23 protein-coding genes and 2 tRNA genes are annotated in these 24,694 nt (G+C 58.0%); 13 read left to right on the forward strand and 12 right to left on the reverse strand.

Going from position 1 to position 24,694, the window contains the following annotated elements; genetic code table 11:
• The first annotated feature begins 12 nt into the window (after window positions 1-12).
• From HNQ81_RS03625 to HNQ81_RS03640, 4 genes are all read left to right on the forward strand, one after another.
• Window positions 13-486 carry a DciA family protein gene (locus HNQ81_RS03625; RefSeq protein WP_183348401.1) on the forward strand — a complete coding sequence of 158 codons (474 nt, stop codon included), beginning with the start codon at window positions 13-15 and terminating at the stop codon, window positions 484-486.
• Window positions 487-628: 142 nt separating this feature from the next.
• Window positions 629-2,959, forward strand: coding sequence for a cysteine--tRNA ligase (cysS, locus tag HNQ81_RS03630; protein WP_183348403.1), 2,331 nt, complete (start codon window positions 629-631; stop codon window positions 2,957-2,959).
• A gap of 121 nt (window positions 2,960-3,080) precedes the next feature.
• Window positions 3,081-3,157 (forward strand) — tRNA-Arg (locus tag HNQ81_RS03635).
• A 290-nt stretch (window positions 3,158-3,447) separates the two neighbouring features.
• Window positions 3,448-3,651, forward strand: coding sequence for a hypothetical protein (locus tag HNQ81_RS03640; RefSeq protein ID WP_183348405.1), 204 nt, complete (start codon window positions 3,448-3,450; stop codon window positions 3,649-3,651).
• Between the two features lie 44 nt (window positions 3,652-3,695).
• Here HNQ81_RS03640 and HNQ81_RS03645 read toward each other — a convergent pair whose 3' ends face one another.
• A complete protein-coding gene (locus HNQ81_RS03645) occupies window positions 3,696-4,964 on the reverse strand; it encodes a hypothetical protein (protein WP_240191657.1) in 1,269 nt (422 codons plus the stop codon).
• Window positions 4,965-5,579: 615 nt separating this feature from the next.
• On the opposite strand from HNQ81_RS03645, the gene HNQ81_RS03650 reads away from it, so the two are divergent.
• From HNQ81_RS03650 to HNQ81_RS03660, 3 genes are all read left to right on the forward strand, one after another.
• Window positions 5,580-6,158 (forward strand): nitroreductase family protein, encoded by a 579-nt coding sequence (locus HNQ81_RS03650; protein WP_183348407.1) that lies wholly within the window; start codon window positions 5,580-5,582, stop codon window positions 6,156-6,158.
• A gap of 135 nt (window positions 6,159-6,293) precedes the next feature.
• Window positions 6,294-6,863, forward strand: coding sequence for an O-acetyl-ADP-ribose deacetylase (locus HNQ81_RS03655; RefSeq protein WP_183348409.1), 570 nt, complete (start codon window positions 6,294-6,296; stop codon window positions 6,861-6,863).
• A 72-nt stretch (window positions 6,864-6,935) separates the two neighbouring features.
• Window positions 6,936-7,025: transfer RNA gene (locus HNQ81_RS03660), tRNA-Ser, on the forward strand.
• 178 nt (window positions 7,026-7,203) lie between these two features.
• On the opposite strand, the gene HNQ81_RS03665 is transcribed toward HNQ81_RS03660, so the two are convergent.
• From HNQ81_RS03665 to HNQ81_RS03690, 6 genes are all read right to left on the reverse strand, one after another.
• Window positions 7,204-8,262, reverse strand: a complete 1,059-nt coding sequence (locus tag HNQ81_RS03665) for an ABC transporter permease subunit (protein WP_183348411.1) — start codon at window positions 8,260-8,262, stop codon at window positions 7,204-7,206.
• On the reverse strand, window positions 8,237-9,250 hold the full coding sequence (locus HNQ81_RS03670) for an ABC transporter permease subunit (protein ID WP_205240189.1): 1,014 nt from the start codon (window positions 9,248-9,250) through the stop codon (window positions 8,237-8,239). Before HNQ81_RS03670 ends, HNQ81_RS03665 begins: the two co-directional genes overlap by 26 nt.
• 29 nt (window positions 9,251-9,279) lie before the next feature.
• Window positions 9,280-10,845: a sugar ABC transporter ATP-binding protein gene (locus tag HNQ81_RS03675; protein ID WP_183348415.1), complete on the reverse strand. Its 1,566-nt coding sequence runs from the start codon at window positions 10,843-10,845 to the stop codon at window positions 9,280-9,282.
• Between the two features lie 88 nt (window positions 10,846-10,933).
• Window positions 10,934-12,040, reverse strand: a complete 1,107-nt coding sequence (locus HNQ81_RS03680; protein WP_205240190.1) for a DUF3798 domain-containing protein — start codon at window positions 12,038-12,040, stop codon at window positions 10,934-10,936.
• Window positions 12,041-12,057: 17 nt separating this feature from the next.
• Window positions 12,058-13,197: a double-cubane-cluster-containing anaerobic reductase gene (locus tag HNQ81_RS03685; RefSeq protein ID WP_183348419.1), complete on the reverse strand. Its 1,140-nt coding sequence runs from the start codon at window positions 13,195-13,197 to the stop codon at window positions 12,058-12,060.
• A gap of 50 nt (window positions 13,198-13,247) precedes the next feature.
• Complete coding sequence (locus HNQ81_RS03690; protein WP_183348421.1) at window positions 13,248-13,997, reverse strand: acyl-CoA dehydratase activase; 750 nt, start codon at window positions 13,995-13,997, stop codon at window positions 13,248-13,250.
• Between the two features lie 521 nt (window positions 13,998-14,518).
• Here HNQ81_RS03690 and HNQ81_RS03695 point away from each other — a divergent pair.
• Window positions 14,519-15,751 carry a glycosyltransferase family 4 protein gene (locus tag HNQ81_RS03695; RefSeq protein ID WP_183348423.1) on the forward strand — a complete coding sequence of 411 codons (1,233 nt, stop codon included), beginning with the start codon at window positions 14,519-14,521 and terminating at the stop codon, window positions 15,749-15,751.
• On the opposite strand, the gene HNQ81_RS03700 is transcribed toward HNQ81_RS03695, so the two are convergent.
• Entirely contained in the window at window positions 15,699-16,601 is a 903-nt protein-coding gene (locus tag HNQ81_RS03700; protein WP_183348425.1) for a protein phosphatase 2C domain-containing protein, read from the reverse strand. The two genes, HNQ81_RS03695 and HNQ81_RS03700, sit on opposite strands and share 53 nt — an antisense overlap.
• A gap of 187 nt (window positions 16,602-16,788) precedes the next feature.
• On the opposite strand from HNQ81_RS03700, the gene HNQ81_RS03705 reads away from it, so the two are divergent.
• The 5 genes from HNQ81_RS03705 to yedF all read left to right on the forward strand — a co-directional run bounded on the left by HNQ81_RS03705 (window position 16,789) and on the right by yedF (window position 21,758).
• Window positions 16,789-17,838 carry a GNAT family N-acetyltransferase gene (locus HNQ81_RS03705; RefSeq protein ID WP_183348427.1) on the forward strand — a complete coding sequence of 350 codons (1,050 nt, stop codon included), beginning with the start codon at window positions 16,789-16,791 and terminating at the stop codon, window positions 17,836-17,838.
• Window positions 17,839-17,847: 9 nt separating this feature from the next.
• Entirely contained in the window at window positions 17,848-19,002 is a 1,155-nt protein-coding gene (locus tag HNQ81_RS03710) for a hypothetical protein (protein ID WP_183348429.1), read from the forward strand.
• Window positions 19,003-19,403: 401 nt separating this feature from the next.
• Window positions 19,404-20,681, forward strand: a complete 1,278-nt coding sequence (locus tag HNQ81_RS03715; RefSeq protein ID WP_183348431.1) for a double-cubane-cluster-containing anaerobic reductase — start codon at window positions 19,404-19,406, stop codon at window positions 20,679-20,681.
• 119 nt (window positions 20,682-20,800) lie between these two features.
• Window positions 20,801-21,040, forward strand: coding sequence for a hypothetical protein (locus tag HNQ81_RS03720; RefSeq protein WP_183348433.1), 240 nt, complete (start codon window positions 20,801-20,803; stop codon window positions 21,038-21,040).
• Between the two features lie 97 nt (window positions 21,041-21,137).
• The gene (yedF, locus tag HNQ81_RS03725) at window positions 21,138-21,758 is read left to right on the forward strand and encodes a sulfurtransferase-like selenium metabolism protein YedF (protein ID WP_275888808.1); all 621 of its coding nucleotides are present in this window, start codon (window positions 21,138-21,140) and stop codon (window positions 21,756-21,758) included.
• A gap of 37 nt (window positions 21,759-21,795) precedes the next feature.
• Here yedF and HNQ81_RS03730 read toward each other — a convergent pair whose 3' ends face one another.
• Genes HNQ81_RS03730 through HNQ81_RS03745 form a run of 4 tightly spaced genes read right to left on the reverse strand, consistent with a single transcriptional unit; the run spans window position 21,796 to window position 24,584 of the window.
• Entirely contained in the window at window positions 21,796-22,266 is a 471-nt protein-coding gene (locus tag HNQ81_RS03730; RefSeq protein WP_183348436.1) for an HAD family hydrolase, read from the reverse strand.
• The gene (locus HNQ81_RS03735) at window positions 22,263-22,976 is read right to left on the reverse strand and encodes a phosphate ABC transporter ATP-binding protein (protein WP_183348438.1); all 714 of its coding nucleotides are present in this window, start codon (window positions 22,974-22,976) and stop codon (window positions 22,263-22,265) included. The genes HNQ81_RS03730 and HNQ81_RS03735 overlap by 4 nt, the downstream gene beginning before the upstream one ends.
• A gap of 7 nt (window positions 22,977-22,983) precedes the next feature.
• Window positions 22,984-23,874, reverse strand: coding sequence for a PstA family ABC transporter permease (locus tag HNQ81_RS03740; RefSeq protein ID WP_337833417.1), 891 nt, complete (start codon window positions 23,872-23,874; stop codon window positions 22,984-22,986).
• Entirely contained in the window at window positions 23,862-24,584 is a 723-nt protein-coding gene (locus HNQ81_RS03745) for a PstC family ABC transporter permease (RefSeq protein ID WP_240191658.1), read from the reverse strand. Before HNQ81_RS03745 ends, HNQ81_RS03740 begins: the two co-directional genes overlap by 13 nt.
• Window positions 24,585-24,694 lie beyond the last annotated feature (110 nt).

Below are 24,694 nucleotides of genomic sequence, written 5' to 3' on the forward strand. Positions count from 1 at the left end.
TATGGAGGAGCGATGCCGTCAATCAAAAAAAAGAGCCAGCCGGCCGTTGCCGACATACTGCCCCGCCTGGTCCGCCAGAACGGATGGGAGATCCAGCTCGATCTCCATTCCATGTTCGGCAACTGGTCGGCGATCGTCGATCCGGAAACGGCGGAACACTGCCGACCGCTGAAGATCAGGCGCGGGGTTCTGTGGCTGGAGGTGGAGAATTCGGCCTGGTTGCAGCAGCTGCGCTTTCAGAAATACCAGCTGCTGGAAGCGATCAATACGACTCTGACCAGATCGCGGATCGACGATATCAAGTATGTCCTTCCCGAGGGGAAACATGCGGTCAAAGAGCAGCCGGACGCCCCGGTGCGGTTCGTGCCGCCGCCGGCGGCGGAGGTCACGGCGTTCAGGGGCCGGATCTCGTTCATCGACGATGAGCAATGTCGGGAGGCGCTGTTCAAATTCTGGTATCTGGTCCGGGCCTGTCGCCGGAAATAGGTTCGCCGGGCCGCTGCAGAATTGACTTGACCGCTGACCGGAAAGCGGTATCTTCGTTGGCACAGTCCGGCAGTTCAGGGCGGATGCATCCGGCCGCAAGACCCCGTCTTTCGGCACTTATCGTTTTTTTCATGGTTGGAAAATGCCTTACTCTACTATTCTCGAAGCAATCGGCGATACGCCTATCGTCCGCATCAACCGTCTCTTTGGCAGTGATACCGTCTCCATTTACGGCAAAATCGAGTCGAGCAACCCCGGGGGCTCGATCAAGGAGAGAATCGCCCTGTCGATGATCGAGGCGGGCGAGGCGAGCGGCGAGCTGACCAAGGACAAGATCGTGCTCGAGGCGACCAGCGGCAATACCGGGATCGGCCTGGCCATGGTCTGTGCCGCCAAGGGATACCGGTGCGTCCTGGTCATGCCGGAATCGGCCTCGATCGAACGGCGCAAGATCATGCAGGCCTACGGCGCCGAGATCCTGCTGACCCCGGCCAAGCGCGCCACCGACGGCGCGATCGAGAAGTCCTATGCCCTGGTCAGGGAGTTCCCGGACCGCTATTTTCTCACCGACCAGTACAACAATGACGCGAACTGGAAGGCCCATTACAACAACACTGCCCCGGAGATCTGGCGCCAGACCGAGGGCAAGGTCACCCATATCGTCGCCACCCTTGGCACGTCGGGGACCGTCATGGGGCTGTGCGCCTGGTTCCGGGAATTCCAGCCCCATGTCGAGATCGTGGCGGTGGAGCCGTATCTCGGCCATAAGATCCAGGGGCTGAAGAACATGAAGGAATCCTACAAGCCCGGGATCTTCGACAAGAGCGTGCCGAGCCGCATCGTTCACATCAACGATGACGATGCCTTCCGCATGGCCCGCAGTCTCGCCCGTCAGGAGGGGATCCTGGTGGGGATGAGCAGCGGCGCGGCGATGTCGGCGGCGATCGAACTGGCCAGGGGGCTGGCTGCCGGGATGGTGGTCGCCATTTTTCCCGATGGCGGCGAGCGCTACCTCAGCACGCCGCTGTTTACGCCCCCGAAAAAAGTCGAGGAGAAAAAATCCCAGCTCAAGTTTTTCAATACCCTGACAAAGAAAAAGGAGGTGTTCGTCCCGCAGAAGGAAAGACATGTCACCTTCTATTCCTGCGGCCCGACGGCCTACGAACCGGCTAACCTCCTGCTCTGCCGGCGTTTTGTCGTCTCCGACCTGATCACCCGCTATCTCGAGGCCAAGGGCCTGACGGTGGAGTCGTATATGAATTTCACCGATCTCGACGACAACACGATCGCCGGGGCCGAGGCCGCGGGCCAGCCGCTGGTGGAGTTCACGCAAGGGTATATCGAAGATTTCATGCGTGATATCGATGCGCTGGGGGTAAAGCGGGCGACCGGCTATCCCAAGGCCTCGGAACACGTGACCGATATGATCGAGATCGCCCACAAGCTCATCCACAAGGGATTTGCCTATGAAAAACACGGGTCGATCTATTTCGACATCTCCAAATTCAAGAATTACGGTCGCCTTTCGGGGATCGATCTGAGCAAGATTCAACTGGGCAAGACCGTCGACCTCGATAACTATGAAAAAGACAATCCCCGCGATTTCACCCTGATGAAGCGATCGACCCTGGCCGAGCTGAAAAAAGGGATCTTTTTCGAGACCGACTGGGGCAACACCCGCCCCAGCTGGCACGTCGAATGCCCGGCCATGGCGACGTGTCATCTTGGCGAAACCCTCGATATCCATACCGCCAGCCGCAACCTGATCTTTCCCCATCATGAGAACGAGATCGCCATTGCCGAGGCCCTGACCGGCAAACCCCTGGCCCGTTTCTGGCTCCATTCCGAGCTCGTGCTGGTCGACGGCAAGATGATGTCGAACGACGCCGGCAATGCCGTCACCCTGCGCGACCTCCTCGATCGCGGATTCACCGCCCGCGAGGTGCGCTTCATGCTGCTGTCGGTGCATTACCGCAAACCTATCAATTTTTCGTATAAGCGCCTGGAGAATGTCCGTACGGCCCTGCGCCGCCTCGATGAGTTCACCTGCAGACTTCTCTGCCTGCCGGCGGGAAAGCCGCACCCGGAGATCACCGCCTTCGTCTCGGCGATGGAGGAGCAGTTTTTCGAGGCGATGGATGATGACCTCAACGTCTCCAAGGCGATGGGGGCGATCTACAACTTCATCGCCAGGGCCCATCCCGCCCTTCAGGTCAACAATCTCGATCTCGACCAGAAAAATTACATCCTCGACAGCCTTGACCGGCTCAACCAGGTGCTGCAGATCTTCCGCCTCAAAGGCTGCCAGCTGGTACCTGAGGTCAACGCCCTGATCCAGAAGCGCGAGCAGGCTCGCGCCGACAAGGACTGGCAGGCGGCGGACGCCGCCAGGGCCGAACTGGCGGAGAAGGGGGTCATTGTCATCGACACGGTCAACGGGCCGATCTGGAAGAGGGTGGCGGAGGTCGAATAACAGAATCGTGTTGATTTTTGGGGGTGTTTGGTTAATATGTCGTCCGTGATCCTGTAGGGACGATCATTCTTCCTTTTTTGTCGGCGGCACGTGCGCCGGCAATTCAAATTTGTACTCCATTGCGCCCGTAGCTCAGCTGGATAGAGCAACGGACTTCTAATCCGTAGGTCGCAGGTTCGAATCCTGCCGGGCGCGCCAATAAATATAAGGAGTTACGTCGATGCGGCGTAACCGCTTTTTCATTTTCAGGTCGATTTGTACAACCCCTGTACAACTTTTTCCCACTTTTCCCGGAGCGATAGTGCCTTGTAGGCAGCACTCCTGTCACGAAATGAATCTGTGCTTCGGCATCACCGCTTTCCAGGAATTACATCCATAAATACGAACACATAGGTCTAACACGCACAGTTCTGGTCCTACCCGGCCTGTCCTGTCCGAGTGAATCCCGCCACCAGAAATGCAAGGCGCTGAGGGTGTTGAGAAAATCGGTGGAATTCGCCAAGAAGTTAATGAAGCAGGGGATGCCTGAACTGATACACGCTATTGAGAAGGGAGCAAATCCAGCGGAAGCATCGGCGAGGTTGAATATGTCCAACAGCAGTGGCTGTAAAGATAACTTGCGCATCGAGCAGCCAGCCGTTTCTCGCGTTATATTCTTTTTTGATCTATCCTCGGTATCCCTTAAAGAGTAGATATTGATTGAGATTTGTCGAACCAGTGCGATTTGGCCCGCCGTTCAACCGAAGTAAAGAATGTTGACCAGATTGGCAATAAGCCACATGGCGACAACATAGTGAACGTTGTTCAACAGTATCGACCGCGGCGATACATGGTACCGGCCGGTCAAAACCAGGCCGACCCCGGATAGTGGACTGCTGCCGGTTGAGATTGCCCAGCTTGTGAGAAACAGGAACCCGAGCCGGGAATGATCGGGGTGCAGGGGCAACAACAGAGGGCTGACGATGGAAATACCGACCAGCGGGTGCACGCCAATCAGACCCAGGCCGATGAGCACTGCCGAGACCAGCGCAAACAGCCAGTGGCTGAATGTTTGCCCGGCGAAATTGAAAATTTCCGGATAAACATGGATGACCGAGGTGATACCAACCGAGAAGACTCCGGCGGCGAGAAAGAGGACAAACTGGCTGATCGTGGAGATGATCCGATTGGAGATAAAATCGTGGAGATTCGCCAGCCGCGGCCTGTTGCGCATCAGTAGAATCGCGGCCGGGGGCGAAATCAGGCAGATCAGCAGGATCATGCTGACCTCGGGAAAAAAATGGTGGCCGATGATTACCGCCACTGCGAGCAGAAGCGGTACAGCCAGGCTTTCCTTGCGCACCGGATAACCGGTGAATTCGCTCCTGCGTATAAACACGATCTCGCCAATCGAATAGCAGATTGCAATGCCGCACATGACGAGACCTGGCAAGAGCGTGCGGTAATATTGCATATCCGGGGCGTAGGTCAGGGCAACGCCGGCGGCGATAAAAAACGGCGACCACCAGGCTGCGGCACAGAATGAGCGGGCGAGCACAATCGTCTGTGCAATGGTCAGCGTGTTGTTGCGCTGCAGACGATCTCCAAAAACAAACAGAATCGAGAGGTTGATGACCGCACCCAGCAGATTGGTGCCGACCGCGGTGGTTACCATGGCCTGTTTTCCCTTTGGCAGGCTGTCATCCTCGACCGCGGGGTTGGTTAAGGCCAAAAAGGATACAGCGATAAACATCGGCAGTAACTGCAGATTTTGCGTCAAAATTTTTCCCCAGCCCAAGAATACTCCATGCCAGGCTGAGAATACTAAAGCAGAGATGCCGACGATAAGAAGGAAATATCCCTGGTTGCGTGAGGCTGCAGGAAGTCTGTTCCATTCCACGATCACTACCAGCCAGGCCATTATGGCAACCGCGATAAAAAGAGACGGGTTGATGCTGCTGATGAGAAAAAGCAGCAAGGTGGCGAGGATGAACCATCCGGTATAGCGTTGCAAGGCGGCAACCATGGTTGTCAATCAGGAACTGGAAGTTGAGGTGTGATGCTGATGCCGACAAAAACTGAAACTGGAGTTATAAATCTGCTCATGGAAGCAGGCAAGCAGGAAAACAGAGGTGGTTCCTTTGTTTGAACAACAATCAGCAAATCTTCCACGTAACGGCTTGTTCAACTTTTTGGGGCCATTTCTCTTTTCGACCGACCTGCGCCGATAAACTCTGTGGTGCTCTCGCGGTATCGTATCCCTTTGTATTGCGATTTTTTCCATTCCGGCATACCATCAGCTCGTTCATTTTATCGAATCCGTAGGTCGAAATCTGTACAACTCCTGTACAATTATTTTCGGGATAGAGCGTGAAACTCTGTCATGAGTGGTATCCGATAACCACCTGAAAGTCAGTAAATGGTGGTTTTCAGTGAAGATGCGGGAAAGCAGAAAAAAACACATTGCTAATCCGTAGGCCGCAGGTTCGAATCCTGCCGGGCGCGCCAGTTTACAGGGGTTTAAGACGATTTGACTTGGCCCTCATGCAACCATCGCCGATCTGCTCACGCGCCGGGGAGGCAGCCGGCTCTCCCAGATGTTCACGGCTTTCAGATGCCTGGCGGTAAAGAGGAGGCATACATGCTGAAGGATCTCGTACAGGCAAGTCGAAGTTATCGCCGATTTGATCACCACGCCCCGGTTTCGATCAACACCCTCGAAGAACTGGTGGGGCTTGCCAGGCTGTGCCCTTCGGCGGCCAACAGACAGCCCCTGCGGTTCATTCTGAGCACCGCTGCCGCCGACAATGAGGCGATTTTTGCCTGTCTGAAATGGGCGGCCTATCTTACCGATTGGGACGGTCCGGCGCCGGCGGAGCGGCCGTCGGCCTATATCGTCATGATCAATACGGCCAAGGAGTGGGAGTTCGCCAAATTCGACCTGGGCATCATGGCCCAGACCATGCTGCTGGGTGCGGCGGAAAAGGGGTTGGGCGGTTGCATGATCGGGGCGCTGAACCGGGAAAAACTGCGCGCCCACTTTTCTCTGCAACCGGAAATGGATGTCAGCCTGGTTCTGGCGCTCGGCAAACCCGTGGAGGATGTGCGTATCGTCGATGTCCAGGAAGGCGGCTCGATCCGATATTATCGCGATGATGCGGGGGTTCACTACGTGCCGAAGCGGGGCCTGGCCGAGCTGATCTTGGATAAACGCTGTTAACTCGAGGTCACAAGCACCTCTCATTGAACGACGTGTTGAAACTTCCGGGGCTGCTTCTCTCATGTGCACAATGATTGTCCTGTCGCCTTGTGATTGAAGAGTCAAAAAAACTGCCGCAACAACAGGTGGATGCGTATGAAAGCTGAAGATTGTATCGTTATCCAGAAGGTCGATATCACGACACTTGCCGTCGATGCCATCGTCAATGCGGCCAATTCGTCCCTGACGGGAGGCGGCGGTGTCGATGGGGCCATCCATCGGGTGGCCGGCAAGGAATTGCTTGCCGAGTGCATGAGGCTCGGCGGTTGTGCGACGGGATCGGCCAAGATCACCGGGGGGTATAATCTCCCGGCCAGGTACGTCATCCATACCGTCGGGCCGATCTGGCGGGGAGGCAAAGCGCAGGAGAGTATCTTGCTTGCCTCCTGTTACAGTGAGAGCCTGAAGATTGCCGAGGAAAAGGGTCTGGCGACGATCGCCTTCCCGGCCATCAGCTGCGGGGTGTACGGGTTTCCCATCCCGGCGGCCTGCGCCATCGCGATCGCAACGGTCTGTTCTTATCTCGGCACAGCCCATTCCCTGCAGAAGGTCATCTTCGCCTGCTTCAACGATGAGGTCAAAAACGCGTTGGAAAGAGCCCTGCGGGACCGGGTTGCGGCGACGATCGCCTCAACCGGGGGCCCTGGGAACGGCAGACCCCGATGATCTCGAAAACGACAAACGTCGTTCAATTTTCTTGAAGATTGTCGGCGTTGCTGGTATCAATATGCGCCGAGCGGAGAAGTGCCGGAGCGGTTGAACGGGACGGTCTCGAAAACCGTTGTGGGGGTGACTCCACCCAGGGTTCGAATCCCTGCTTCTCCGCCAGATTGAAATTCCAAGACGTCCGAAAACATCCATCAAACCCGTATCCAGCAATGGTTAGCGGGTTTTTTGTTTCCTGCAATATCCAAGGCTGTCCCCTGCAACAGACAAGCAGTTGTCGGCATACATGTTGGAGCAAGAGCCCGTAGCTGGTTCTTGCTCCAACAAATTTTTCGAGCCTTTATTTCCAGGGCCCTCGCGGTAATTTATCGCTATTCTTCGCATTGAGGACCAGGGCGACGGCGATCGTTCCATAGGCAACGAAGCTCCGGAAATATTCACCGAGGGCGGGGTTGCCGAAGAGATTCTGACCTGCCTGGGGCGATACCACGAACAGGGTGTGGAACAGGACGATACCGAACAAGGCATGACGGACCTTGGCCCTGGTGACAGTCGCCCCGCCGGCGAGCAACGCCGCGCAGGAAAAGATATCGGTGTTCAAGTGGGCGGTGTAGACATTGAGCATGCCGATATTCTGAATGAAAATGATGTGACCCAGGCAGGCGATGACGGTGGAGAGGATGATCGCCTTGATCCTGATCAGACGGGGATCGAGGCCAAGGGCCTCCACTCGGTTGCCGCTGAAACCGACGGCGGAGAAGTGTCTGCCGAGGCGGGTATGCAGGATATAGTTGACGCCCAGAGCCATGAAACAGACAACGAGCAGCATGAACAGCGGCACCTCGATTTCCCCGAAGCGCAAGACCCAGATGGAGTCGAGCAGGTTCCGGAAGCGATCGAGATCGACCATGTTGCGGATGCCGACTCCCCGCGACAGCATCATCTCGGGGTTGCGGGGGGTGATGATGGTGCCGTAGCCGACCATGAATATCAGCTGATACATACTGGTGGCGAGGAAGCCGATCAGGATGGTGGTGATCATCTCCCGTCCCCGGGCCCTGTTCAGACAGAGCCCGATCAGATAACCCAGCAGAATGGAGAGAGCGACTCCGACGATCATGATCAGCGCCAGGCTTTCCAGCCCGCCCAGTTGATAGTCGACGGCCAGGATCAGGCCGACCTGGGCGCAGATGGCACCGACGACGATGGCGAAATTGAGGCCCATGCCGGCGGTGATCGGAATGATCAGGGCGAGGACCATGACGCCGTCGCGGATGAAGCGGGTGATGACCTCGTTGCAGACGAAGACCGGTCGCATCCCGGAGACTGCAAGTGCCGTCAGCGAGAGGACGACGAAAACCGCCGTTACCGGATTATAATGTCTCAGAAGGCCTTGCATGGCGTCCTCCGTGGTGGAGCATGGCGAAGAGGATGACGCCGGTAGTCATCATCAGCCGGAAGATCTCGGCCATCTCCGGCACCAGCAGATCGTTGGCCAGCGGTCCGGAGAGGACATACATCGTGTGAAAGAGGAATGTGCCGGCGACGACCTGGGCAACCGTCGCCCGGCCGGTCGTGCTGCCGCCGATCAGGATGGCGGATGCTGCCGGGAAGGCCATCATCATCGGGGCGTCATACAGTTCGATGAAACCGTAGCTCTGGGCGTAGACGCAGATACCGACCGCACCGATGACGGTGGACAGGATGACCGCCAGCCGTCGCATCCGGTCGACATCGATCCCGCAGAGTCGGGCATACCCCTCGTTCTCGCCGATGGCGAGGATAGCCAGGCCTGGCGTTGTCTTGAAAAAGAGATGGACGAGGAGGCAGCACAGGCCGAAAAACAGCAGCAATCCGCAGGGAATGGTCAGCGGACCGATCTCCAACGGCATCCATGTATTGAGAATTTTAGCGAAATAGCTTTTCAGGCCGATGGTCGGCCGCATCCCTATGCCGCCGATCGGCCACAGCATTGCCGGGTTGGTGAAGGGGGCGGTCGCCCAGAAGAAATTTGTCAGCGGAATGAAGGAAAAGCCGATAAAGGTCGCGGTAATTTCCTCCCGGCCCCGGACTCGGTTCAGCAGCCGGCCGTAAACTTCACCAAGGCAGACGGCGATGACAGTGGAGAGCGCCAGGGCCATCGTGAACCCGAGAGAACCTGTCAGCCGCCAGTTGACCGTCAGGCACAGACCGAGCAGCCCGGCGACGATAGCCACCGGCAGCCCGAAATTGATACCGATGCCGACATTGAGCATCGGCACCAGCGACAGGACGAGCACCCCGTTCATTGCCAGCCTGACCAGGGCGTCATTGATGACCCACGGCAGCGGTATTTCCAGCAGCAGTGCCCCGCCTGCCATCGCGCACAGGAAAATGGCGATCACCATTTGGGGAACGTGACGGGCACGAACGATCATCAGTGCAGGACTGGCTTGCCGGAGATGGCCCGGGAAAACAGCAGGTCGTCGGCGGTCGGTTCGAGGATGGCATGAAGTCGTCCCTGGTAGAGGACGGCGATGCGGTCGCAGACCCGCCGCAGTTCTTCCAGTTCGCTCGAGGCGATGACGATGGTCGTTCCGGCGCGGTCGTTGATTGCCAGGAACATATCGAGGATGCGTTCTTTGGCAGCGATATCGACTCCTCGGGTCGGCTCGTTGACGACCATCAGCCGGGGCGAGAGGGTGAGGGCATGGGCGATCCGGACCTTCTGCTGATTGCCGCCGCTCAGTTCCCCCACCGGTTGGGCCGGACCGGTGCAGCGGATGTCAAACTCCCGTATGCAGCGTTCGCCATGCCGGCGGATGGCCCGGCGATCCGGCAGGCGCAGGCACCGCGGCAGCGAGGGGTGAAGGAAGCGGTTGTCATGCTGCAGGGCGGAAAAGGCGATATTGTCCATGATCGAATGCCGTGGCAAGAGTCCGAGCCGGTTGCGGTCCTCGGACAGGAAAAAAACACCGCGGGCGATCATCGCGGCGCTGGAGGATGGGGGGTTCGTCGCGCCATCCAGCTGCAGGCTGCCGCGGAAAGGGAGTTGCCCGATCACGCCGGCGCCGAACGCCAGTTTGCCATGTCCGGACAGACTGATGAGGCCGAGGATCTCGCCGCGCTGGACATCGAGGTCGAGGCCCAGCAGTTCTTCTCCGGCCATCGCGACCTGGAAATCCCGGATGGTCAGGATCGGATCGTCAGTCGGTCGGGAGCGGAACCGGCCAGCCTTGGTCACGCTTTCCCGGAGCATCAGGTGGGTGATGGCGCCAAGGGATGCCGTGCGGACATCGCAACAGCCGACAGTCCTGCCTTCCCGAAGGATCGTCAGACGGTCGCAGAGGCCACGGATCTCCGGGAGCCGATGGGAGGTGAAGAGAATGGCGACCCCTTTGTCCGCCAGGTGGCGCAGCGTCGCCAGGAAGTTTCCGGCGTCGGCGGTGTTCAGTACCGCGGTTGGCTCATCGAGGAGCAACAGTCTCAGATTGTCGCGGGAGATCTCCCGGGCGATTTCGATGAACTGCCTGATATTCAGGGCGAGGTTGCCGGTTTTCTGGCGCGGATCGATCTTGAGGTCGAGGTATTCGAGCGCCCGACGCGCCTCGTGGTCGTTCTTCCGCGGATCGAGCAGGGAAAAATCACGGGGAAAGAGCGTATCGGTGAGGGCAAATCCCTTTTCGCGGCTGAGCAGGATATTCTCGGCAACCGTCATTTCCGGGATCAGGGCGAACTCCTGGTGCACCATGCCGATTCCGGCTGCGATCGCCTGGGCAGGAGACGTGAAACGAAAGGGCTTTCCGTCGAGAAAACAGCTGCCATTGTAACCGCCTGTTTCGTGGATGAATGAGCTGCCGAACAGGATATGGAGCAGGGTGCTCTTCCCCGATCCGTTCAGGCCGATCAGGCCGTGAATTTCCCCGGCGGCGATGCTCAGGCTTACCTCACTGAGGGCCGAGTGAGGGCCGAAGGTTTTGCTGATTCCTCTGAGTTCGAGCATGCAGCCGGCTGTTCTCCTCCGGTGCGACCCCGCAGAGCGAAGGCCACACCGGGCTGGAGATCTGATTGAATGGGACGTGGCAACCTGATCAATAGATGATCGAATCCATGATGATCAGGTAGTAATTGTCGATTTCCGGTTTCATCTTGTTGAAGGCGACCTCGACCCCGGCGACTTTTTTGGCGGTCTTCTTCATTTCCGCCATGTCGTAGTTCTTGACCTTGCCTTCGATCTTTTCGATGGCCAGCTCGGTGGAGAATTCCGGGAAGAAGTAGCCTACCGGCACGGGCCAGGTGGAGAGCCGGCCGGTCATCCCCGCAGCGGCGGCCTTTTCCTTGATCGTCGCATTGATCTTGTCGAAATTGCCTGCGTCTTCCTTGGGGATCGCCAGTTCCATTGCCGCCGGATAGCCCTGGGTCGGGGTCGGGCAGCACTGTTCGGGCATGATGAACTTCAGCTCCAGGGCCTTGGCGATGATTACGTCCTGCATCGGGCAGTTGGTGCCGAAGACGGCGGTGTCCTTGCCGTACCTGGCGATCTGGCGTGGAATGTCCTCCTGCAGGAACTGCAGCATCGGCGACGGTCCGGCACCGGTGGTCGGGTCGGGGGTGGTGACCTCGACGAACTGCATGCCGAGTTTCGCGCAGGTCGCTTTCATCATGTCGTGCCGTTTGGCGATGACCTCCTTGGCCATGTGGGTCGGGAACGAGTAGTGAATGAAGGTCTTGGCCCCCATCTTCTGGGCCTTGGTCGGGATGCTGATACCGCGCTGGACCCAGTCGGTGTCAAGCGCCAGATCGACATACTTGGCCATCATGTCGGGATCGTCCCAGATCGGGGCGGTTATCACCACCATCTCCGGGCGTTTTTCCTTGATCTTCTGGATGGCCGGGAGAATGCCGGAGTAGCCGGCGCAGATGACGATGGCCTTGACCTCGGGGTCGTCGCCGAGGCCGAGGATCTGGGTGATGGCGGTCTCCTGTTCTTCGCTGAAGTTGTTGGGGAGAGTGATATGCCTGATCATCCCGGGATGCTTGGCGGCGGTGCGCTCCGCCCCGCGGAACTCGTCCTCGCTGGCGGACAGGGTCGGCGTGACGATCCCGATCTTGTAGGTCCCGGTCGCAGCCGCTGTGCCTGCCAGCAGGCACAGGGACAGGATGAGGATGATGGTGGTCATGGTCAGGTTGCGCAGCATGTGTTCCTCCATTGAGATTAGTTGAGCAGTTCGAGAAAGGCCTCGATCCGGGTCTTCAGCTGTCCGGTATCGTTTTCCGAATAATCGGTGATCACGTGCAGGTATGGCAGGCCGGTTGCCTGGACGCATTCCTCCACCTGGAAGGATTCCACGTTATAGGTGTGGCAGCCGTCCCAGGTCAGCTCGACCACCCCGTCGATGCGGTAGTCGCGGATGATGGCCAGCAGCAGGTCGAGCCGGGCCTTATTCGGGGTCATGCAGGCACAGGGGATGCTCAGGTAATTGGCGGCGAGATTTTTCAGGGGGTCTCCCTGTTCCGGCACCAGGCCGCCAACGGTCTTCAGCCCACCACAGCTCTCCATGGCCACCACGATCCCGCCGCAGTCCTCGAGGAGATGGAGAACTTTCCGGTTGGTGGTTGGGCAGCCGGTCAGCAGAATGCGCGGCCGGCCGGCAACCGAGGCGATGTAGTCGTCATCCTTGTCGCGCTCCTTGATCTCGCCGAGCGCCGCCGTGATTTCAGCTATCCGGGTCTCGAGATTCAGTTCGAATCCGGCGACCGAGGTGACCGTGTCCAGTTCCCGGCCGGACAGCAGGGGGATTGGGCCGGTGTTCAGCAGAAACGCCTCGTGCACGATCGTGCGCAGCCGGTTGTACAGCCTGATCTGCTTCCTGATGGCATCGTCGGTGATAACGGTTCCAGTTTCTTCTTCGAGGATGACCTTGATTCTCCGCAGTTCGCCGAGCCAGTAGGCATGGCTTTCGGCGGTGGCCGAGGTCTGCGGCAGCTGCAGCAGGTACAGGGGACGCTTGCGGCCGAGGAGTTCGAACATCTTCTTCTTGCCATCGCAGGTGGCATCGGCAATCAGCAGGTCGGTGGCCCGGAAGTAGGGGCAGCTGTCACCGATGGCATGGCCGTAGCTCGACTTGATCAGGGCGCAGAGGTTGCGGGGCAGATGCTGCTCGGCAAGCGGGATCGGGAAGTCGGAGCCGGAGCAGAGGGCGACCGGGATCGCGCCGGCGGCCGCGATCAGCTCCTTCGGGGTGAAGGCGCAATAGACGCCGACCACCTTCGCCCCGGCGGCGCGGGCCGTCTCGGTGTCGCGGATCACCCGTTCTTCGATGCCGCCGAGGTAGTGATCGTCATATATGGTCATGCCGTACCTTTCGTTGGAGTTTGGTGTCGCTGATCCGAACAACCCGAACATCAGGCGCCTTCCTCGAGGAGCAGTGCCGCGCCGAGGGCCCCAACCATCTGCGGGTTGTCGGGGACGATGACCGGCACCTGCAGATCTTTTTCCAGCAGATGCTGGATGCAGCTGTTCCTGGCCACCCCACCGGCGAAAAAGATCGGGCCGCCCGGCCAGAGTCGCCGTATCATTCCCGCTGCGCGCTTGACCACCGCCAGGTGCAGCCCGAGGGCGATATCTTCGCGATTTTCTCCCCGGCTGATCAGCGAGGTGACTTCCGATTCGGCAAAGACGGTGCACATGGCGTTGATGGTCAGCACCTTGCCGGCCTTCAGGGCGGAGGGGCCGAATTCTTCGAGGGAAAAATTCAGGGCCTCGGCCATGACTTCGAGGAATTTGCCGGTGCCGGCGGCGCAGCGGTCGTTCATCTCGAAGCGCTGGACCTTTCCCCCCGGGCCAAGGATGATGCACTTGCTGTCCTGGCCGCCGATATCGAGGATGGTCGTCGCCTCGGGGAAAAGATGGCGGGCGCCGCGGCCGTACGCCTTGATCTCGGTCACGGTCTTCGCGTCATAAGCGACTTCGAACAGATTGCGGCCATAACCGGTGGCCATGATCCGGTCGAAACTGACGCCTGCCAGCACGTTCTCGATCTGCCCTCGAGGATCGAAGGTTGTGGGGGCCTGACGAATCTCTCGAATTGCCCCATCTTCAATGACCACGCACTCAATCGTTCGCGATCCGATGTCTATCCCTGCGCTGAGCATAGCTGTATCCGTTTTTTGGCTCGTGTCGATGGTGAGCTGCCGTTGTCGGTGGTACCAGCTTCAGGTCTTCCTTTTGGCGAGGGGCAGTTGCCCCGCCGCACCGGGCCAGGGGGAAGACCTTGGCGTTGGCATTCAGCAGACAGTGACAGACAATCAGGATTTTTTTGCTGCGATGCATTGTTTTCCCATCATGGTGGAGATCGGTGTGGAGAAGGACTTAGCATAAGATGCAACGATATGTCCAATTGTCAATTTGTATGATTAAGCACGGAACGATCGGAAGAGTTGAGTTGGAAAGATGCTCGGTCGGCAATGATGGGATTGGCGCTTCGGGGTGGATAGACGAGGATGATATGGATGGTGCCGCTGACGAAATCGGAAGAAGAGATGGAACACGATCAACTCATTAGATAATTCGATTTGTCAAAGGGAGGTTGGTCCATTATGTACGGGGTAGAGATACTGTGACAGGACTGCCCTTGCTGTGTTGTCAGTCACCCCGGCCTCCTTCTGGATCGTTCATGAATATCCTCCATGTCATAAGTCAGCACCCGGCAAGCACCGGCAGCGGCATCTACCTGCAGAACCTGCTGCGCCAGGCCGTTGCTGCCGGGCACCGCAATTTCCTGGTCGCCGGCATTACCGCCGGTGCCATCCCGGTTCTCGACGGGATCGACGGCCTCAGTTGCCGCTTCGTTGCCTTTGATGGCGGTGATCTTGAGTTCGTCATACCCGGGATGAGCGATGTCATGCCGTATGCCAGTTCGTGCTTCAGCGAGCTGACTGCGAATGAGATAATCAGGTATCAACGGGTATTCGCAGAGAGAATCAACGAAGTGGCGCACTCTTTTGCCATCGACATGGTTCACAGTCATCATCTCTGGCTGGTCAGTGCCGTCGCCAGGCGGACATTGCCGGATGTGCCGATGGTAACCTCCTGCCACTCGACGGATCTGCGCCAGTTTGTCAAATGCCCGCATCTGCGGGACAAAGTCCTTGGAGGGTGCAGGAAAATCGATCGTATACTCGCCCTGAGTACTGGACAGGCGGACCAGATCGTCAGCCTGTACGGGATTGATCCAGAGCGGATCGATGTCATCGGTTCCGGCTTCGACGATCACCTCTTCACGTTCAGCGAGAAAACGGGGCAGGGACCGGTGCAACTGCTCTACGCCGGGAAACTGAGCTACGCCAAGGGTGTCGACTGGCTGTTGCGGGTGTGCGCCGGCCTTGATGTCGATGATGCGCACCTGCATCTGGTCGGGGCCGGTTTCGGGGAGGAAGGTGAACGGTGTCTGGACCTGGCCCGTCGGTTGGGGAAGCGGGTGACGGTGCACGGAACGCTGAGCCAGCCGCAGTTGGCTGAGCTGATGCGGCGTTGCCATGTCTTTATTCTGCCCTCTTTCTACGAGGGGCTGCCGCTGGTCCTTCTCGAGGCGTTGGCCTCGGGTTGTCGGATCGTCACCACGGCGTTGCCCGGCTGCCGTGAACTGCTGGCCGGCGCCGCCGCCGATCTGGCCGCCTTTGTCGACCTGCCGGCAATGGCGACGATCGACCGGCCGGACCCCGGCGATTGGAACAAGCTGGATGGCCGGCTTGAAGGGAGCATCAGAGATATGGTGCGCCGTGTCGCTGTTTCTCCCACTCCGTCATTGCAGGAGATAACAGCCATCATCGGCAGGGCGAAATGGGGACTGGTGTTCAGCAGGATTGAGGCAGCTTACACTCGGGCGAGGCACCGCCATCAACCGTAATGGCGATTGCGGCAATGTCGTCATGCATCTTGAAACGGGGATAGCAACGGCAGACCGGATCCCTCTGCTGCACAGTGCGGACATGGTTCCGGATGGCGCTGAGGCCGCCACGGCAGTACATATCGGCGAAGGATTGCCAGTCGGTAACGCCCGTGGGATCGGCCTTGGGGAGCATCAAACCGTCGGTGAACAGCAGGATATCGGCAACGCCGGCGAGGCTGTGATGTCCGTGCCGGAGAAAGCTCATCGCTTCCGGTTCGCCGTTGAGCACACCGTAGCTCACGTTCATCTGCAGCCGAACCTTGGCGATCTGCTCGGCAAGCTGGGAATGGATGGGCTGGCCGGAGTCGGGTGACTGTTGCCAGAGTGTCAGGGTTTCGCTGTCGATATCCAGTTCCGGGGAAAGCAGGCTGTGGCTGCCGTCGTGATGCAGTAGCATGATCATGCAGTCGCCGGTGTGGCAGTATTCGAAGGATGATCCGTGCAGGCGGATGGCCGCGAGACTGGTCGACCACAGGCGGAGCCGCTGGTCCGATGGAATGCGGTCGTGCCCCTGGGCAGTGCGGATGCGATAGTTGGCCACTTCGGCGGCCTGTGCCAATGGGCCGACATGATGACGGAAGGTCTCTGCGGCGATACTGGCGGCCTGGAATCCGCCCGAGATGCCATTCCGAGCGTAACTTTTCTCGAGGCTGGTCGCTCCATCGAAGACGCCACAGAGATTGCCCTCGCTGAGCAGGACATCCTCGTTGCAACTCCCACTGCCTTGTTCGTGGATGGTCGTCATGGTAAAGGACGGTGACGATGCGACCGGAAATGAAGTGGCGAACTGATCGGTTGATAGGTACATGTCGATCCCATGGTTGAGTCAATTTGATAATCACTTTAATGTTGAACGGGCAGGAGGACAAATCTCTTGTTTCGATAGGTGGCGGCCGTTGCATCGGCTCAATGCATACCAAGGATCGCGATTGCGTGGGACATGATGAGCTCAAGGCTTATCAGCGTTTTCAAAGTCGGCATGGGTGGTTTTTTATATGATTGAAATTGTAGAAAATCCATGTCCTGAGGGTTGGCGTGATTACTGCGCCCGGCATCCGTCGGCGCAGTTCGCTCACCTCTGGGAGTGGGCGACGGCCCTGGCCGCCGTTTATGATCTGCCCGCATTTTTTCTGCTTGCCCGCCAGACCGGGATGCCGGCAAGCCGCGCAGGTCTCCTCCCGCTGGTACACTTTGCTCCCCCCGATGGCCCGGCCCGCCTCATCTCGTTACCGTATACCGACGGGGCGGGAATCCTTGCCGACGACCAGGCCGCCGGCAACCAACTGCTGGCTGCCGCCCTTGACCTGGCCGAGAAACTTGACGCGCCTCATCTCGAACTGCGGCAATACGGGCAGGCTTCGTTCGATCCCAAGATAGCTGAACCCACCTGGCTGTATCACGCCCATGCCTTCAAGGTCGGACTGCAGCGCCCTCTTCCTGCCGCAACGGCCGCGTTGTGGGACGGTCTGGCGGCCAAGGTCCGGAACCAGGTGCGCAAGGCCTGGCGCTGCGGTTGTGTCGGGCGGGTCGGTGGCATGGAACTGCTCGATGATTTCTATGCCGTCTTCTCGGAAAATATGCGCGACCTCGGATCACCAACCCATCCGGAGAACCTGTTTCGCCGGGTCCTGGCCGAGCACCGGCTCGGGGCCCGCTGCCTGGTCATCTATAATCAGGATCTCCCGGTGGCGGCGGCGCTGGTTTTCACTCTGGGCGACACCCTCGGCAACCCCTGGGCTGCCTCGTTGCGGAGGTATCGCCCTCTCTGCCCGAACATGCTGCTCTACTGGCTGATGCTGTGCCAGGGGGTTCGCAGTGGCTGCCGTCGTTTCGATTTCGGCCGTTCCTCGCAAGGAACGGCGACCTGCCGGTTCAAACTGCAATGGGGGGCGATGATGACACCACTGACCTGGCACGTTTTTTCGCGGCCGGCCCATTGCTGGCACCCGGCTGACGAGACACTGGTCGACGAAGCCTGGAAAAGCATGGATCTGGCCGCTTCGCGCCTCCAGGGACCGGCGATCCGCCGCTGGATCAGTCTTTAAGGGGCGGCGATGATACTCCATCAATCCGAAGAATGTACTGTCGCCCTGCCGCTGCCGCTCTTCCTCGTGGTTGAGGATGTCGGCTGGTGGGAAGGGGAGGATGGTTCGGGCCACAACGAGCCCTATCGTAACGCCTTGTGCCGCCGCCACTGTCTGGCGGATTACCAGGCCCTGGTCGAGTTGTCCGAGCGGTTGTCAATGCGCATCGTCATCGCCATGGTGATCGGGGAATGGGATCGAACCAATCTGCTCAGAGATGTTGCCGGGGCGACCTGGATGGGCCGGGCCTGGGACAATCGCCGCAATCAGGGGCCCTGGCTGGATCAAACGGCCGACTATCTCCGCAGTTGTCAAAAAAATCTCGAGCTGGCGGTGCATGGCCTGTGCCATGAGTTCTGGCACAATGGCAAGATGCAGCGGGCCGAATTTCATGACAATGACGGCTATATGCGGCCCCGGGAGATTGTCGTCAACCATCTCCAGGCCTATGCGACAATCCTTGAGCAGAATGGTTTCCTGGATTTTCCGCGGCTCTTCGTCCCTCCGGCCCTGAAACATAGTTTCGGCAACGGTGAGGACTCGATGCAGGCGGTGCTGAAAAACTTCGGTATTACCCATGTGACGACGAGATTTGCCAAAGCACGGCAATACAGCCCTCCAATTCATGCCAGGATCACCTGGGAATGCGGGGTGGCGATACTCGAACGCGGGCTTTCGCCGGTGGCATGGCACCAGATGGCGGCAGTCCCGGAAACGCTGGCGCTCAATCCGGTAGTCGCCCTGCACTGGGGCAACCTGCTGCACGCCGATCCCGAGCGCAATGGGGAAATCATCGCGCGGTGGGCGGCAAGGCTTCTCGCCGAGGCCACAGGCTTCAGGAGGATGCTGTCCGCAGATGTGGCCGATTGCTGGCGTCAGGCCGCTGTCTATTACTGTGCCCGTGTTCGCCTGGATGACCGGGCAGTAGTCATCGATCTCCGAGGCCTGTCACCGCTTCCCTCGCTCAACGGTCCCTTTTCTTTGAAAATAAAGGAAAAGCGTCAGAAAGCATGGCGGTGCAGCGGCGCAGAGGTCATCAGCTGCCGCACCGACCAGGATCGCATCAGCACCGTCAGGCTTCAGCCTCTACCTGGATGTCTGGAGATCCGTATCGATCTGTTATGAGCGAGCGTTTTCCCGGTTCTGCAGGGCGGCAATCCTGCCGCCGGATTTGACACGCCATTCCCCTCCCTTTCCCGTCGATCAAGAGTCCTGAATCCCCCCTGGTACTGCCGGCAAATTGATTCCCGGAAGCATGTATCCCTCGTTTCTCCCCTTTCGATACAAGGGAAAATGGCAATGACTGGTGGGTTTATTATAGAAATTATCTATTTGACATATCTTATTAAACTCATAGAATCGAATGGTCTGCCATCAAGGGTAATGCATGAGCATACACCGCTGAAGTGTTATGAGCAGTTCCAAGCACTCCTCGCGAAAGTTTGATCGGCAGACCATGCTCATATGTCGATCAGGGAAAAGAATGCCGAATTCCATCGGAGCCAGAGTGAAAAGGGGGAAAGAAGATGAGTGACGATTATCGATCGATGTGGGCTGATCTCGGACTTGATCTGGCAGCGCACGATATGCTGCTCGGTGTTCTGGGTGAGGCGTACGGCAAGATGTATCTGACCCAGGCCAACCGCCCTGCGGGGATGAGTTATTTCGATTTTGTCATGAGTGAGGTGCATGGCCTGCGTATCAAGGAACTCATCGATGAAAAAAAGGCAGGCCGCAAGATCATCGGTTCATATTGCGTATTTGTGCCGGAAGAGATCGTCCTTGCCGCCAACGCCACGCTCGTCGGCCTGTGTTCAGGGGCCGATTTTGCCATGGAGGAAGTGGAGAGACTGCTGCCGCGCAATACCTGCGCCTTGATTAAATCGGCCTTCGGATTCAAGCTCGGCAAGGTCTGTCCGTACCTGGAGAGCGCCGATATGATTGTGGGCGAAAACACCTGTGACGGCAAGAAGAAGGCCTACGAATCATTGGCGCAACTGGTGGATAACCTCTATGTGATGGATCTGCCGCAGGTCAAATCCGACAAGGGCCGGGATCTGCTCAAGGCTGAATATCAGCGTTTTCAGAAGGCCGTCGAAGAGCTGACCGGTTCCCCGATAACCGTTGCTTCATTGCAACAGGCGATCCGGACGGTCAATGCCAAGCGTGCGGCCATTCATCGGCTGTCGACCCTGAGGAAGGCCGATCCGGCACCGATTTCAGGCATGGATGCCCTGTTGGTCAATCAGGTCTTTTTCTATGATAATCCTGCCCGCTTTACCGACGCTGTCAATAAAATCTGTGACGAACTGGAGCAGCGCATGAAGGCCAAGTCAGGCGTTTTTCCGACAAAAAATCCCCGTGTTATCGTTGCCGGCTGTCCTCAGGCGGTGCCTAACTGGAAATTGCCGATGCTCGTCGAAACCGCCGGTGCGGTCATCGTCGGCGAGGAGTCCTGTGTCGGCGAGCGGGGAACCCGTAACCTCACCGACGAAGCCGGCAATTCGGTGGATGAACTGCTCGACAACATCGTTGACCGCTATTTCCAGATTGACTGCGCCATTTTTACCCCTAACCGGGATCGGCTTCATCATATCCTGGAGATGATCGAAAAGTATCAGGCTGATGGCGTGATTCATTATGGGCTGCAATTCTGCCAACCCTACCTGATGGAGGCGTTGCCGATTGAAAAGGTTCTGGCGGAGAAAGGAGTGCCCTGTCTGCGCATTGAAACCGATTACAGCATGGAGGATATCGGGCAGTTGAAGACCCGGATTGAGGCCTTCGTCGAACAACTCAGTTGATCGACGTCTGCTGCTCGATGCTGCGGTTGGCCTCAGCAAGAGATCAAGCGGTAGAGACAAAAAAGGCCGTTTGCGGACCGGTGACGGCACCTCATTCGAAGAACATGCCGGGATGACAAATGAACTTTGTATTTATCTGCCCTGAGACAAACGCCATCTTTGCAACAGAAGATTTTTCGCTGGCGGAGAATCATGGTGTGCAAACGGACCACAATGGCGGCAAGGTGTTGCATGCCACTGTGGTCCTGAACTCGCCATGCCCGTATTGTCGGAAGATCCACAGGTACAGAGCCAAGGATCTGGCCTGCCCCTTTCATGCCAACTCGGGGGCATCGATTCAATTGGCGGATCATGACTGATCCCGTAACGGTGGAAACACGTTACCCGCCAATGATCTGAAGGTTGACGGATGTGGAATTTACAAAAAAACGTTTATTGTCAGGCAAATAGAGAGGTATGGAAATGGCAAGGACACTCGATGCCCGGGGGCTGGCATGTCCGGCGCCGGTTCTGATGGTCAAGGATGCAATAGAAAAGGAAGACCTTCTCGAACTGACCGTCATGGTCGACAATGAGGCTTCACTGGAGAATGTGACCAGGTTCTGCGAATCGCGGCAGTATGCGGTCACGAGCACCAGCCAGGGTGATGGGTATGTGCTGGCGGCCCATCGCGAACAAAACGCACCGACAATCACAGGGAAAGATGATGCTGGAACAGATTCGCCTCCAGTCACGAGACCGAAAACCTTCATTATGGTGGCCGGTGACAAGTTGGGGTCGGGCGATGACGAACTCGGCCGCAAACTGATGCTCAGTTTCATAAAAACCGTCAAGGAAATGGAAGATGACCTCTGGCGGCTGGTGTTCGTCAACAACGGGGTGAAACTGACGATTGATACCTCTCCGGTTCTCGCAGATCTGCAGGCCTATGAACAGGCAGGTCTCGTCATTCTTGTCTGCGGCACCTGCCTTACCCATTTCGATCTTATGGAGGCGAAAAAGGTTGGCCAAACGACCAACATGTTGGACATTGTTACGGCCATGCAACTGGCCGACAAAGTCATAAGCATCGGCTGAATAGCCAAGCTGAAAATCGATGGAGAAAAACCGGGCTTCAGCAGCGCAGGGTGGCCGTAATACGCTGGGGATGCAACAGGAGATTCAACGCATCGATAATACTCGGAATAACGATATCCGCAGCGACAAGCGCCGGCGGTGCGGCCCCTTCCTGTTGGAACACGGCGATTCCCAGGCCAGCCTCCTTGAGCATGAGCCGATCGTTGCGGCCGTTGCCGATACAGACTGACGCCTTGCTCCCCAGGCGCCGCACATAACCGACCTTGCCTTCCCCTTCGTTGCCCGGAGACAGGACATGGACCGTGAAGGCGTAGCCGGCAAAGGCATGGCGTACACTGCCGTAGGTGTCGGCGGTAACAATATGGATCTGGAGATGTTCGGCCAGGAGTCCGAGGAGCTCGGCAACCCCGCTGATCAGCCGACCATCAAATGCCAGGGTGCCGTTATAATCGAGGACGAGGTGCTCCAAGCGCAGCTGGTCGAAACCAGGGATGTTGATCTCGATCATGCCTTCTCCCCCTTTCTGACCAGCGTGCCGTTGTGCAACTCGATGACAGTGTCGGCGATCCGCGTCACCTGGTTGAGATAATGGGAAACGAGCAGGATGGTGCAGTTCTTTTTCAGTTCCAGGAGCAACTCTTCGATTGCCGCGGCGGTGGCGTGATCCAAGGCAGAGGTTGGTTCATCGAGCAGCAGTACTTCCGGTTGCAGAATCAGGGCTCGCGCAATGCACAGCCTCTGCTGCTGTCCTCCCGACAGATCAAGGGCGGAGGAATGAAGCCGGTCATGCACCTCGTCCCAGAGTCGCGCCTTCCGCAAACAATCCTCCACCTGGGCCCTGATCGTCTCTTTTGTCAAGCCTCCCTTGAGTTGTAAGGGGAAGGCGACATTCCTGTAGATGCTCATCGGCAGCGGGTTGGGAATCTGGAACACCATGCCGACCTGCCTGCGCAGCCGGGTGACCGGGTAGCCCTCCCGGTAGATATCATGAAAACTGCCGTCGAAATTCATTGCAACCGTTCCCTGCAGGCTGCAGCGGGGAATGGCTTCCCAAAGGCGGTTCAAAGTCAGCAGAAAGGTGGATTTGCCCGAGCCTGACGGCCCGACGATGGCGGTTATTTCCCTTTCGGCGAACTCAATCGAGGTTTTATGCAGAATCGTCCTGCCATTATAGGAGAAACAGAGGTTTTCCGTTCTGATTTTGACCGCTTTTTCCATTGCGACACTATGCCCTGTACAATGCGTGATATGAGACCTGCCTCTTGATGACGAAAGCCGTCAGAAAAAGAACCATGCAGATACAGAGGAGAATAATCGCCGCCCCGTATCCGGTCGCCAGTTCCTCCCTGTCGGTATACTGGGAGGATATATAATAGATGTAAAACGGCAGGGCCTCGTAATGGGAGAAGAGGGAGCGGGGTACCCCGGCAGAGGCGACGACCCCGGTCAGCATGATCACCGCGGTATCTTCCGCGCATCGTCCGATCGCCAGTATGACCCCGCTGACGATCCCCGACAGGGACTGCGGCAGGAGGACATGGGTGATATTCTGCAGTTTGCTTGCCCCGAGCGAGAGCGCAGTCAGTCTGGCGGACAGCGGCAGCCCCTCGAGGGCCATCTGGGTGGTGCGGATGATGTAGGGCAGCACCAGAAACGCCAGGGCGATACTCGAGATCAGCAGGCAGGGATGAATGGAGCCGGGGAAAAGCCGGTTCAGGAATATGGCTGCGGAAAAGCCAAACAGGCCGACGACGATGGAAGGCAGACCGGCCAGGATGTCGAAAAAGAGATTCAGGAATGCCTTGGTCCCTGCCCCGGCATACTCGGCCAGGTAGATTCCGGAGGCCATCCCGATGGGAATCGCCCAGCAGACGGAAAGAACAATGAGAGACAGGGTGCCGACCACGGCGGGAAACAGCCCGTTGAAGACATGGCGCTTCATGAGCAGGGCGTCGAGCGGGGGAGTGGCGCCGAAGATCAGGGAAAGACTGATGCTTCTCCATCCGTGGACGAACAGATATCCGATAACCGCGATGACCGCCCCGAGAAGCAGGACACCGCAAAGCCAGGAAAATACCAGCACTCCCGCTTCCTGCAGTCGTCTCACCTCGCCCACCTCTCTCTCCCGACCCCCAGCAGGCGGACAGCCATCACTAAAATGGTGGTGAAGAGATAAAGAAAAATGCCGCAGGCGAAAATCGCCTTGAACTCCAGACTTTCATAATCCGCGGCAAAAACCAGGGCGATGTGCGAGGTCAGTGTCCTGGCGGAGTCCAGCAGCGAGTTTGGGGTCTGGACGGCGTTGCCCGCGATCATCAGGGCGATAAGGGTATCGCCCAGGGCCCGCCCGAGAGCCAGTGTAAAACCGATGACGACCCCGGGCCAGGAATTGGGCAGAGTGACATGGAAAAATTTCTGGATCTCGGTCCCTCCCACCGCCAGCACCGCCTTTCCATAGGAATCCGGAACCCGGGCGAAACTTTCGCAGAAGAACAGGATCATGGTAGGCGAAACCAGCAGGGTCAGCATCAGCGCCGCTGAAAGCACGCACATCCCCGAACCGGCGGCAAAAAATTCACGCACCAAGGGGACCAGAAGAAAAATGCCGACAAAACCGTAAATGACGGTAGGGATGCCGGTCATCATTTCCACCATTTTCCGCAGGAGCCAACTGACCGTCCCCCTGCTCACCACACTGATCAGGATCGCACAGCCCAGGCTCAACGGAAAGGCAAAGAGCATGCTGAGCAGGGATATGGCCAGGGTTCCGACAATCATCGGTTGGATGCCGAATTGGCCAAGGTGGGGCGCCCACGGTTGGGTCATGATGGAAAAAATTCGGCCCTCCGCCAGGAGCGGAAGGCCGAGTGCCAACATGAATCCGAAAATAACGACGGTCAGCAATGCACTGAAATATGCCGAAAAAACAAAGAAAA

It is taken from the genome of Desulfoprunum benzoelyticum (assembly GCF_014201505.1).
Classification (GTDB): Bacteria; Desulfobacterota; Desulfobulbia; order Desulfobulbales; family Desulfocapsaceae; genus Desulfoprunum; species Desulfoprunum benzoelyticum.